11 protein-coding genes are annotated in these 10846 nt (G+C 61.4%); 5 read left to right on the top strand and 6 right to left on the bottom strand.

From position 1 onward, the window contains the following. The first annotated feature begins 464 nt into the window (after positions 1-464). Positions 465-1088, top strand: a complete 624-nt coding sequence (locus tag ACSQ3Q_RS10585; protein WP_436134339.1) for a LysE/ArgO family amino acid transporter — start codon at positions 465-467, stop codon at positions 1086-1088. A gap of 97 nt (positions 1089-1185) precedes the next feature. Continuing rightward, positions 1186-1632: a GNAT family N-acetyltransferase gene (locus ACSQ3Q_RS10580; RefSeq protein ID WP_436134338.1), complete on the top strand. Its 447-nt coding sequence runs from the start codon at positions 1186-1188 to the stop codon at positions 1630-1632. A gap of 309 nt (positions 1633-1941) precedes the next feature. Here the strand turns inward: ACSQ3Q_RS10580 and ACSQ3Q_RS10575 are convergent, their stop codons facing one another. Beyond that, positions 1942-2172 carry a hypothetical protein gene (locus tag ACSQ3Q_RS10575; protein WP_436134337.1) on the bottom strand — a complete coding sequence of 77 codons (231 nt, stop codon included), beginning with the start codon at positions 2170-2172 and terminating at the stop codon, positions 1942-1944. A gap of 236 nt (positions 2173-2408) precedes the next feature. Between ACSQ3Q_RS10575 and ACSQ3Q_RS10570 the strand changes: the two genes are divergently transcribed. Continuing rightward, a complete protein-coding gene (locus ACSQ3Q_RS10570; RefSeq protein WP_436134336.1) occupies positions 2409-2660 on the top strand; it encodes a hypothetical protein in 252 nt (83 codons plus the stop codon). 94 nt (positions 2661-2754) lie between these two features. Here the strand turns inward: ACSQ3Q_RS10570 and ACSQ3Q_RS10565 are convergent, their stop codons facing one another. Together ACSQ3Q_RS10565 and ACSQ3Q_RS10560 are read right to left on the bottom strand one after the other, a co-directional pair. Beyond that, positions 2755-3474 carry a hypothetical protein gene (locus ACSQ3Q_RS10565; RefSeq protein ID WP_436134335.1) on the bottom strand — a complete coding sequence of 240 codons (720 nt, stop codon included), beginning with the start codon at positions 3472-3474 and terminating at the stop codon, positions 2755-2757. Then, positions 3371-4018: an SDR family NAD(P)-dependent oxidoreductase gene (locus tag ACSQ3Q_RS10560; protein WP_436134334.1), complete on the bottom strand. Its 648-nt coding sequence runs from the start codon at positions 4016-4018 to the stop codon at positions 3371-3373. The genes ACSQ3Q_RS10565 and ACSQ3Q_RS10560 overlap by 104 nt, the downstream gene beginning before the upstream one ends. A gap of 157 nt (positions 4019-4175) precedes the next feature. On the opposite strand from ACSQ3Q_RS10560, the gene ACSQ3Q_RS10555 reads away from it, so the two are divergent. Continuing rightward, positions 4176-6218: an ankyrin repeat domain-containing protein gene (locus ACSQ3Q_RS10555; RefSeq protein ID WP_436134333.1), complete on the top strand. Its 2043-nt coding sequence runs from the start codon at positions 4176-4178 to the stop codon at positions 6216-6218. A gap of 1096 nt (positions 6219-7314) precedes the next feature. Here the strand turns inward: ACSQ3Q_RS10555 and ACSQ3Q_RS10550 are convergent. Next, entirely contained in the window at positions 7315-7590 is a 276-nt protein-coding gene (locus ACSQ3Q_RS10550) for a hypothetical protein (protein WP_436134332.1), read from the bottom strand. A 103-nt stretch (positions 7591-7693) separates the two neighbouring features. On the opposite strand from ACSQ3Q_RS10550, the gene ACSQ3Q_RS10545 reads away from it, so the two are divergent. After that, positions 7694-7894 carry a hypothetical protein gene (locus ACSQ3Q_RS10545; RefSeq protein ID WP_436134331.1) on the top strand — a complete coding sequence of 67 codons (201 nt, stop codon included), beginning with the start codon at positions 7694-7696 and terminating at the stop codon, positions 7892-7894. A 290-nt stretch (positions 7895-8184) separates the two neighbouring features. Here ACSQ3Q_RS10545 and ACSQ3Q_RS10540 read toward each other — a convergent pair whose 3' ends face one another. After that, positions 8185-8385 carry a hypothetical protein gene (locus ACSQ3Q_RS10540; RefSeq protein ID WP_436134330.1) on the bottom strand — a complete coding sequence of 67 codons (201 nt, stop codon included), beginning with the start codon at positions 8383-8385 and terminating at the stop codon, positions 8185-8187. 201 nt (positions 8386-8586) lie between these two features. Further along, the gene (gene fusA, locus ACSQ3Q_RS10535; protein ID WP_436134329.1) at positions 8587-10620 is read right to left on the bottom strand and encodes an elongation factor G; all 2034 of its coding nucleotides are present in this window, start codon (positions 10618-10620) and stop codon (positions 8587-8589) included. Positions 10621-10846 lie beyond the last annotated feature (226 nt).

Genomic DNA, 10846 nt, shown 5'->3' with positions numbered 1-10846 from the left:
TAAGAAGTACCTCAGAGCTCTTGCCTAGAATACTGTATATTTGTACAGTATCGCAGAACACCGAGAAGTCTATGTATAAACCTTGCCGTTACGTATTCCGTCCTGCCCGACCCGCTCCCGCATTACTACGCCGCATTTGGGCATGGCTGTGAGCCGGCGCAACAGGGCCCCCGTCCTTCTCCTTCCTCATGCGGTGCAACGCTACACCCTGAAATGTTGCGCTGCCCGGCCGAGCGTAGTCTGCAGGAAGTCAAGAGTGCAAACTGTCTGTGCCAAAAGGTTGAGGCTGATTGCAGTCATAGGGCGACCGCAAACGAATGAGTACTACCGGCTAAAAGCTGCCGCACACTTTTGAGCTGGATCGGGGCAAGGGCAGCAGGTCCTACCGCATCAGCGGCGCCGCAGATAAAATCTCACATCCATTAACCACCGGTTCAGCTTGAGAGGTTGTCGGCTATTCCGACATGCTCGACCTCTCCGCTGCCATGCAAGGCTTTGTGCTTGCCTTGGGCCTTTTCATTTGTCCTGGCCCCAAAGACGTTCTCGTTTTCCGCGAAGCTCTTCTAGGACGTTCTCGGGTGATGCTCGTCGCCATCAGTAGCGGCAGCGATCTCGTTCTGATTGCTGGAGGCGTTCTGGGTGTCTCAGCAGCGCTTGAAACCTTCCCTGCTTTCCAAGTGACTTTGCAATTCGCTGGAGTTGCGTTGCTTATCGGTCACGCCGTCCAAGCGGCGCGCGCTGCCGCCCGAGGGTCTGGCGCTTCGGTTGCGTCTGCGACAAAAGTCGGCAAAGCAAGCTGGGTTCGCCGCCTCTTGGTAATGTCTCTTGGAAATCCTGCCTCATGGCTTGACACCGTGGTCATTCTTGGGTCGGTGGGAGCAGCGCTGCCCACTAAGGCCGGTGTGACCTTCTCCGTCGGTGCCTTTCTCGCGTCCATCGTGTGGTTCACTGCGTGGGTGACACTGGCAAGAGGTGCCAGCCATTGGCTGATCCCGTCAAAGAGCTGGCGCATGGTGGACGCGGTGACGGCGATAGCGATGCTTGGCATGGCGCTCTGGTTGATCACGGACCTTGTTGCTCGGCTCTGACGATCCTCCCGATGCGCTATGGATCCGCTTTTTGGCCGATAGTGCGTGTTCGTTGGTGAACGATTTTTGTGATCGCAACATTCTTTTGGAGACGGGCTTGTTCATTCGTTCCGCTCTGCCCGAAAACCTAACATCACTTCGCGCTCTGTTCTTTCACTCGCGTCGGACCGCGTTTTTCTGGGAAGAATCATCTGAGTTCGCGTTAGAAGATTTCGATCTCCAGACGATGGGCGAAATGCAACTCCTCGCCTTTGATGGGGATCGCCTTCTAGGCTTCATTTCGATTTGGGAGCCGAACAACTTTGTCCACCACCTACACGTTCATCCCGATGCTGTAAATCGAGGTGTTGGGCGAGCCCTATTGCACGCGCTACCGGGCTGGTCGACAACCCCTTACCAGCTCAAATGTGTCGCCGAAAACACCAATGCGCTCGCCTTCTACAGGGCGAACAGCTTCGTTCAAATTGGTAGAGGCCGAGCAAAGGATCAAGATTACTTCTTGCTCGCATCCGGCGCCGTCGCAACCGAAACTGGGCATTCGTGACGGGATCAGCGCGGGGTTGACTCCGCTGTCTGGGCTTCCTGGGCCCATCGTGGCATTGCCGTCTTGGCGGCTTGAGGATGGGGATGGCAAACGACGCAATGACCAGCCATCTGAAGGCATTTACCCACAGGCTCTCTCTCCCATTTTTGAATGGACTCCATCCTAGCGGCGTACCGTGGCAGCTTGGCCAGATGCAAAGGCGCAGTCATTAAAAAGCCCGCGCGTGGCGGGCTCATAAAGTCGGAAGACCTAGGCGGTTGCTGCGCCTGGCTTGCCGCAGCGGGCGTGAAGCAACACGCCTATGCGCCATCACACTTTGTCATCAGGCTGGCTCTGATCAGTCCCCCGGCTGCCTTGATTCGACTTCTGGCCGTAGTCGGAACCTTGCTGCCGGCCTTGGTCACTGCCTTGCTGTTGCTGGCCTTGCTGGTTTCGCTGATTCTGAGGATTGCTTTGATCCTGCTGGCGGTTTTGCTGGTTCTGCTGGTCTTGCTGCGATTGATTGCTCTGACCTTGATTTCGCTGTTGATTGGTCGTCATGACTATCTCCAGAAAAGTTCAGGCGACATTGCCTGCGAAGCAATTTCATGGCGGGCCCAAGCAGTATGCGGTCGGTAGCTGACGACGGAATTTGTAGGACTACGCCTACCCTGGGCAAGGCGGCTTTGAAGAGTTAGAGTTCAGTTCGCCATTGGTCACTCCTCGAAGAGCAACGTCCAAGCAGTCGATCCCCGCGGGCGTTCTGAGCGCCTGGCAGGCGGCTTGAGAGGTAACTTATGAACATCACCATTGAGGTATCCGAGACGGTGCCGGAAGACGCCTTCGGACGTGTCCAAGCGCTGGCCCGGCGGGTCGTTGTTAACGATGTAACCTTCCAAGGCACGACTATCGACGTGAAGCGAGCCCGCTTTGACACGGTGCCTGCATGTGTCCGCGACTCGGACGACCCGATGCGGCAGAACCTGCTGCAGTTGCTGGTGGAGGAAGCACTACGAGGTCAAGCAGAGTCGATGTTTGGGCCGCTTTGAAGTTGACTCACACGCGCGATTGCCACATGGGCCGTAGCTGGGAGACCGCCCACTGTTGCACGGCGTCTGATTTGCGGTGATCAGTGGTGTGCGTTCATTTTGGCGAGATCCGCTTGCCATGGATGCGCCCCCGCAACCTTGGCCAGCTGACCAGGGCCAGCGCGATCGAGGTCCCGTAGAGGGTCCATTCGGACAAGGTTGGGATGGAGGCAGGCGCTACAGGCGCAACTGGGCAAAGGTCGGTTTCGATGCTCACCAAGACATCGCCCGTACAGCCCGCGCCCGCGTTGACGCGAGTGTCGGTGCCCAACCCTCCGTCCAGTGTGTCAGCACCGCCAGCGCCGTCCAGGATGTCGTCGCCTGCGCCGCCGGTTAGAGCGTCGATTCCAGCCCCGCCAACCAGGGTGTCGTTTCCGGCGGCGCCAGTCAGCGTATTGCCTCCGGCGATTGAACCTAGAACCCTGTAGTTGGCCCCAGGAGTGTCAAAGCCCTGCACCCATAGCCGCAGGCCTGGCGCAACTGTTTGATAGCCCGCACCATTGGACAAATCCAAGGTGACCCCAGCACCCAAGGCAGACAAGTCGATGCTGTCGTTACCGCCTCCGGAAATAACGGTGATATCGCCGATAACGCCTGCAGCGAAGATGAAGGTGTCATCTGCTACCGCTCCGACTACCGTGGTCCCATTGCTGTTGCCACTACAGGTGACCTCATTGGGGCCGCTGTTCAAGCATTGGGCGAAGGAGGTGGTCGATACCAGCATGAGCAGGCTCAAGACGCAAAGTTGCAAGCAGTGACGCAGAGTGGTTTTCATAAGTGGCTTTTTCTCCCGCGCGGCACTTTATCAGGCCACTCCCCGCTTGGCGAGTTGAACGCACGCACGCAAAAAAGCCCGCTAGGGGCGGGCTTCGGAGAGTGCCAGTGTGTTCACATCCGAGGCGATTGACCCACGGGGTCTGCATCTTCATCCTCGACTTCGCCAGCGTAGTCTGGACCAGATTGCGGGAGCTGTGGCTGCGATGGCAGGGTCGGCTGCTCGGTGCTGGGCGGCAGATCGCCTGGCGGGAGAGGGAATTCCTCTGGGACTTGATGGGCGGGGTGTTGGTTGGGGTCGGCGGCCATGTGCGCTCCTTTAGCAAAACGCCATTGGGCTGTCTCAACAGAACTGTGGGCGTAGGAGGTGAACCAAAGAGCGCCGCACTACCGAGAGAGTTCGCAAAACTGGCACCAAGTTCATCGTTGATGTCGGTGACATAAACGAAGCAGCCAGCCTGGATCAACGATCGAGCAATCGCTGCCCCGATCCCTTGTGTTGCGCTTGTGACGAGCGCGACCTTCGAAGCGAGTCTCGTGTTCATCAGCAGGTGCGTGCTTACGGTATTGCCTCAAATGCTATGCAGTGGATCCGAGCGTGAAAGCCTTCCGGCGGACTCCGGCCTGTTAACGTCGGCGCCGCCAGCGCACCCACCGCTGAGCACCGGCATACCTGCCACCAAGACTTCCAAGGCCCCCAAATTGACCCGTCCCTTGCTCCGCATCCTTCCCGCCCTAGCCTTCTTGCTGTCCGTGCTGTTCACCTCGACCGCGAGAGCCGCGGACTGCCCCGAGATTTTGCTGGGTGACTACTCGGACAAAGCCGGCGGCCCTGCAGTCATTCGCGTGGAAAGCGCCAACGGACGTCTCCAGACGCGGCAGAAAGATGCCGACGGCCAATGGAGCACGGCGGTGTTCGACAGTCCCTTGGTGCAGCCGCGTGAGGTGCGCAAGCTCATCGGCCCGGTAGACCGTTCAGTGCGGGTGTGCGGGCTGGGGATGCAAGGCGGCGTGTTGCTCAAGCTCCCGGTCGGGCACGAATATGCCGTCAGTAGCGCGACCGAGAAATCCACCGTGTCCCGAAAGGCCGTGAGCGGCTACCTGTACTACCAAGCCAGCGGATTTGCAGTATCGGCGATCGAACTGTTTCCCGTGACCCGGCAAGGCGCATCGCCCTTGCCACCGCAGCCCCCTTCCAGAGCGGCTGTAGGCCAGGAGGTGCCAGCTTTTCCCGTGTGTGCAGGCCAGCGCTTGCCCGACATAAACCAGGCCGCGTTCGACGCCCTACCCTCCTTCGAGAAACAAAGGTTTCATCGGATGGAGGCCCAAGCGCAAACGCGGTTCGTGTGCGGGCAGCATCTGAACGACTTGATGAGCCAGGCCACGTTCCTGAGCCCTGCACTGGGCGCATCGCGAGGAGACACGCTCGCGAGAATCTCCACCTTGCTGCGCTCCGGGCAAATCCCCCGCAATGCGGCCGGAGAGGCATCATGGGTCACCGCCTCGCAGGGCCTGCTGGCCCACAACCGGGCCACCGGCAAGGAGGCCATACCATTTCAGAACGAGTACTACGCGCTCTTCATCCGTGACATTGCGCCGCAGCTGAGCAGTGCAGCGGAAAGTACCGTCAACCTGTACCCGATGGTCTACCTGCTCAAGGAAATGATCCTGCTGCCGCCGGAACTGGGCACCCCGGCGCTGAAAGCACTGGGCCAGAAAGGCCTGCTGCGCCGCACCGTAGGCACCTCCGGCGAAAGCATTGCGATCCAGCTCCTGCAGCACAGTACCCCGACCATTCCGCCAGAGACCTTTGCATTCTTGCTGGCCGAGGGTGGGCCCGGGGCCGCCAACCATTCGGCGGTGATGACCTCGCTGATCGACAACCCCAGCGCCGAACACATCCGCCTAATGCTGAACGCCGGCGCGCAGCCGGCCCAACAAGGCTGGCTGGCGAGAGCCCGCCTCAATCCCGCTGCCGCGTCCACCGTCTACCCCTTGCTCTTGAATGCCGCAGCGGCCAACGCCCGATCAAGCCCGGAGCAGGCCGGCCGGTTTAGCGACCAGATCACCATGGTGCTCGGCAAGCTGTTAAACCGCTGCCCCACAGACCTTGCGGACTGGAAAGAGATAGACCGGCTGGTGGAGCAAGGCGCCAGGGTGCGGGGCGTGTTCGACAACCAGGCGTTTTCCGAAACCAACCTCGCCGTGTATGCCCTGCGCTGCCCCGATGGCTTTCAGGCGCTCCTGCAGCGGGGCTTGCCGCTGGACGCCAACTACCCCTACCCCGACTACGCGGGCAAACGGCAGGACACGCCGCTGCTCATGTACCTGACCGTGCTGCTGGAAGACTACCCGCCGCAGCCCAGCACGCTAAAGGCCATGCTCACGCAGCACAACAACGCCAACGCGCGCCCCGCTTGCGAAGGCTGCAATCTGTTGAGCCCGCTGGAAATGGCCGTTCAGGCCGGCCACGCCGATGTAGTGAAGGTGCTTCTCGATTTCGGCGCCGACCCGAACGATCCGAACCAAGACGGCAGGCCTGCGTTCATTCGCGCCCTGGTGTCGAATAACGTCGAGATGCTGGAGATGATGAACGCGAAGAGGAAGCTGGATGTGAACCGCATGGATAAGAAAAATATCTCTATGCTGGCCTGGGCGAACTGCCTGGGGGCCAAGGCGGCAGCGGCGTGGCTTGCGCGAGAAGGTGCGGTGAGCCAGGGAGAGGCGCTGTGCCAAAAGCGCTGACGGCGAACAGGACTCGACGGCCGAACCAGCGGCAGCCAGACGTGTGGCATCGCAGGCTGGAGATCACTTAGCACTCCGACAGTTTGACCCGTCGATGCAGGCTATGGAGGCCGTCGGAGCTGCTCAGCTAGAGCCTGGGCTTACGCGGCTCGCCGAAGTTCAGCTTAAGCAGACGGTGCGCGCTTGGCAGTTCCACGACGGGTTTGTCTCCTATGGGAGTGAACCTACCTTTTTGCGCGCAAGCGCTGAAGACGCGGCTGGATGCAGCCTCTGCCGTCTCGTCGTTGTGACTAGGTGATGGGTTTTCCGTCCTTAGGCTCACTATGGCAGCCTGAACGCTACCGCTTGAGTGGCGCCGCCATCCCGCCCGTGCCGCCAGGGGCACTTGGAGAACTCTGTACCGTTGGCGCATTGGGTACGGTGGTTGTGCCCGTCGTTCCGCTCGTGCCTTGTGCACCGGGCGTGCTGGGCGTGCTGGGCGTCGTACCGAGCTGCGATGGGATAGGGCTTGGTGGAGCAGTGATCGACTGTTGTTGCGGGGTCGGGGGTTGCTGAGGAGCCCCCACGCGCTGCCCGGCACTTACTCCGGAGGATGTGCCGGCGGCTGTAGGCGTGGTCCTGGGTGCACCGACCTCTGTAGGCTTTTGCGTTGCAGTTGGTGGCGCGGCCGGTGGCGCTGCGTGTGTTTCAGCTGGCGTCTGTGAAGACGGCACGGACGGCGTCTGCGATGGGGAGGTGGACGGTTCCGGAAACGAGGTTGTAGGCGCGGGGACGCCTGGAACAACCTGCGTCGGGGCGGTCGTCTGTGCGGCTACGGATGAGGCAGCCATTACGGCCGTAACAAGCAGCGTGTTGGTGGCAATGCGCATGGGAGGTCTCCTGAATATGGGCCAACTTTGCGCTTTGCAGTAATCGTCAGGACGTCAGAAATTTACCCGCCGTGCCGTCCGCCTTGGCCCGTGCCCCTGTCCACCGATATGGCCGCGATAGTCTTCTGATTGGCTCTTGATGATGTGCCGAATGAAGAACATGAAGTCTTTGTGTCTATTCCTTGCGCAAGCAGTCGCCTGGGCCGTACGGTCAAAGCCAGCAGTTTCTATAGTGTGCCGAACAAGGAGTCATGCCCTCCCCGTAGCGCCTGCTCGACGAGGATTTCCACAAGCTTCTGCCGAGAGTAGTCGTCGTCCGTCACCATGGTCAGAACGGTATCCATCGGCGTGCGCCTGACGATAATTTCTGCGTCCCGGAAACTGGAATCCGCCGAAGGCAGTCCGTTGGCCAATCTCTCAATTCGCGCGAAAGCGTCGTCTGGCACGGTCTCTGCCACTGCTATATGGATTTTCATAGTGACTTTGATGTTCTCGAAGCTCAAAGTCGATATTAAGCGCCCTGTCTGTGGTCCGCTGCCACCTTCTCGGCGGAACCAATAAGTCCGCGACTAACCGCCCTATTGATGACTACTAGGAGTGGTGGTTATGAGAGACCACCTCGCCACGGCGCAGCTGTACGACGCCCCGGCCTACGTGCTGACGGTGCTCGGACGGAACATCACCGCCAACATTTGGGCGCGCCTGATGTCGCTGACCCTCACCGAATCCCGCGGTGATAGGGCCGACCAGCTCAACATCGAGCTTGACGACACAGACAGCGAGATGGCGAGGCCTTGGCCACGGTGAAGAAAGGCCGCCTGGCCTTCCTGCCGATTACGGCACCCGCGGTTTGGGGTCAGCAGCGTCGAACAGGAATGCCCCACCCAGTGAACGCATGTCCCCACTTTCACGACTTCGGCCAACGGATCACTCATCAGCGAAATGGATGCTTGCCAAACACCTGGCAATTCTGATGCATGGGGAGTCCGGCAAGCCAAGTCACGATTCGGTGTCCTGACTGGGACTCGACGCTAGGCGAAGCGGCCCGTACCGGCGCTGGGCCGGCCAGGGCATGCAAGTGGCGAAGGACTCGCGGGTCAATGCAGCTTTGCGTTTGCAAGCGCCACCGCATCAGCACCAGCGGCGAAATGCAGGCGGTCCGTCGTGTCGTTGGCGGCTCGCCACACGACTTCGGCAACGTCGGTCTCGTAGGTCACCGGCCCGGGGTTGGCAAATGCCGCAAAGATGGGTTCAGCGAACGGCTTGTAGGTGTCCGGGATCAGGCCCTGCACCTGCATGCGCTCCCCTCCGTTTTCCGCAAAGCGGGTGCCGGGACCGTAGCCAGGTTCGACTAACTTAATGCGGATGTTGACCCAATCTGCTTCTAGATGACCACCGCGATCCCCGCCACTGATCTTTAGCGGAAAAGCTGGGGTGCAGACTCCCGCCCACACCCCTCTCTCGGGCTGTACCCGGCACCCCGGCCCGGGGCGCTCAGCTCAGCCCACCAGCTCTGCAGCCTGGGCCGCAGGCACCACCCCATAGTGGTCCAGCTGCATCGAGTACTGCGCACGCCCCGAAGACAAGGCGCGCAAGCTGCCGATGTAGCCGAACATCTCTTTCAGCGGTACCTCGGCCTCGACCGTGGCGGCGTTGCCGCGTTGACCTTGGCCGCGCACCACGCCACGGCGACGGTTCAAATCGCCGATGCTGTCGCCCAGGTACTCAGCCGGGGTGATGACCTCGACAGCCATCACGGGTTCGAGCACCTGAGGCCCGGCCTTGGCAAAGGCTTCGCGGAAGGCGGCCATGGCCGCCAGCTCGAAGGCCAGCGTGGACGAGTCGCGCTCGTGGAAGCTGCCATCCACCAGCGTGGCCACGAAGTCCACGGCAGGGAAGCCCGCCACCACGCCCGTGAGCGCGGCGCGGCGAATCCCGGCCTCCACCGCGGGGATGAACTCGCGCGGCACGGCGCCGCCGACGATGCGGCTTTCAAAGCGGATGCCTTCGCCCCTCGGGAGGGGTTCAAGTTGCAACTTCACCTCGGCGAACTGGCCGGGGCCGCCCGATTGCTTCTTATGCACATGACTCACCTCCACATTCCTTGAGATGGTTTCTCGATAGGCCACCTGGGGGCGGCCCACCGACACGTTGACGCCGTGGCGTGCGCGCAGCTTCTCGATCGAGACTTCAAGCTGCAGCTCGCCCATGCCGGACAGAATGGTCTGGCCGGATTCGGCGTCGTGCTGCAGCCTGAGGCTCGGGTCCTCACGCAGCAGGGACTGCAGGGCCTTGGACAGGCCTTGCTGATCCGCGCTCGCTTTGGGCTCGATGGCCACGTGGATCACCGGCTCGGGCACGCTGATCTGCTCCAGCACCACGGGATGGGCCGGGTCGCTCAGCGTATGCCCCGTCAGCGTTTCCTTGAGGCCAACAACAGCGGCGATGTCACCCGCCACCAGCTCGTCGCGCTCAATGTGCTTGTCGGCATGCACTTCGTACAGGCGCGACACGCGCTCGGTCTTGCCCGTGCTGGTGTTGAGCACCACGTCGCCCCGGCCCAGACGGCCGCTGTAGACGCGCACGAACACCTTGGCGCCGTGGTCGTCGGTGACGAACTTGAACGCCAGGGCCTTGAACGGGTCCGCAGCGGTCTCGCTGCCTTCGCGCACGATGTCGTCCGGCGAGGGCAGGTAGTCCACCACGGCGTCGAGCAAAGGCTCCACACCCCGGTTCTTGAAGGCCGAGCCGGCCAGCGCGGGCACGAAGGCGCCTGCCAGCGCACCCTTGCGGATGGCGGCGCGCAGCACGTCCACGGCGATCTCTTCGCCGTTCACGTAGGCCTGCAGGGCGGCTTCGTCCTGCTCCACGGCGGCTTCGACCAGGCGTGCGCGGGCGCGCACGGCCTGCTCAAGCAGGTCGGCGGGTACGTCGGCTTCGCGGTAGGGCGCACTCGCGTCGTCCTTGTCCCAGATACGGGCGCGCAGGCTCAGGAGGTCCACCACGCCGCGGAAGTCGCCTTCCACTCCGATGGGGATCTGCAGGGGCACAACGCGCACGCCCAGGCGGTCTTCCATCATGGCCACGACGCGGTGGAAGTCGGCACCCACGCGGTCGAGCTTGTTGATGAAAGAGATGCGCGGCACGCGGTACTTGTCCGCCAAGCGCCAGTTGGTTTCGGTCTGCGGCTCCACGCCGGCCACGCCGTCGAACACGACGACTGCGCCGTCGAGCACGCGCAGCGAGCGGTTCACTTCGATATTGAAGTCGATATGACCAGGCGTGTCGATCAGGTTGAGCTGCGTGCCCTTCCAGTGCACGGTGACGGCCGCGCTGTTGATGGTGATACCGCGCTTTTGCTCTTGCGGGTCGAAGTCCATATGGGCTGTGCCGTCGTGCACTTCGCCGATGCGGTGGCTTTCGCCCGTATAGAACAGGATGCGTTCGGTGGTTGTGGTCTTACCCGCGTCGACATGGGCTATGACACCGAGGTTGCGCAGATGGGCGTTGCTGGTATTGCGTGAATTTCTCATGGCGAATCTTTCTTGCGGCTGCACTCGGCTCTGCGAGCAACTGCCGCCTGGTTGGCTTGCGCCGGCCCAGGCGATGGGATTCGCCTGATGGCTAGCGTCGATGGGAAGTGGTGCTGTCGCCGGAGCCCGGGCGCACGGAACTCAAGCTCCGGCGGTCGGGAATCGTGGCAATCAACTTGTCGTAGGTACGCATAGGTTGGTGATGAGAAGTCGGAAAACAAAAAAC

The organism is Acidovorax sp. LjRoot129, from assembly GCF_964253765.1.
In the GTDB taxonomy this organism is placed as follows: Bacteria; Pseudomonadota; Gammaproteobacteria; order Burkholderiales; family Burkholderiaceae_C; genus Acidovorax.
The sequence above is the reverse complement of the archived record's forward strand: the minus strand, read 5'-3'. Positions and strand labels throughout refer to the sequence as shown.

Coding starts and splice junctions, on each gene's coding strand:
- ACSQ3Q_RS10560 (WP_436134334.1), bottom strand. CDS start 4,018: ATGAACACGAGACTCGCTTCGAAGGTCGCGCTCGTCACAAGCGCAACA.
- ACSQ3Q_RS10585 (WP_436134339.1), top strand. CDS start 465: ATGCTCGACCTCTCCGCTGCCATGCAAGGCTTTGTGCTTGCCTTGGGC.
- fusA (WP_436134329.1), bottom strand. CDS start 10,620: ATGAGAAATTCACGCAATACCAGCAACGCCCATCTGCGCAACCTCGGT.
- ACSQ3Q_RS10540 (WP_436134330.1), bottom strand. CDS start 8,385: ATGCAGGTGCAGGGCCTGATCCCGGACACCTACAAGCCGTTCGCTGAA.
- ACSQ3Q_RS10575 (WP_436134337.1), bottom strand. CDS start 2,172: ATGACGACCAATCAACAGCGAAATCAAGGTCAGAGCAATCAATCGCAG.
- ACSQ3Q_RS10545 (WP_436134331.1), top strand. CDS start 7,694: ATGAGAGACCACCTCGCCACGGCGCAGCTGTACGACGCCCCGGCCTAC.
- ACSQ3Q_RS10565 (WP_436134335.1), bottom strand. CDS start 3,474: ATGAAAACCACTCTGCGTCACTGCTTGCAACTTTGCGTCTTGAGCCTG.
- ACSQ3Q_RS10570 (WP_436134336.1), top strand. CDS start 2,409: ATGAACATCACCATTGAGGTATCCGAGACGGTGCCGGAAGACGCCTTC.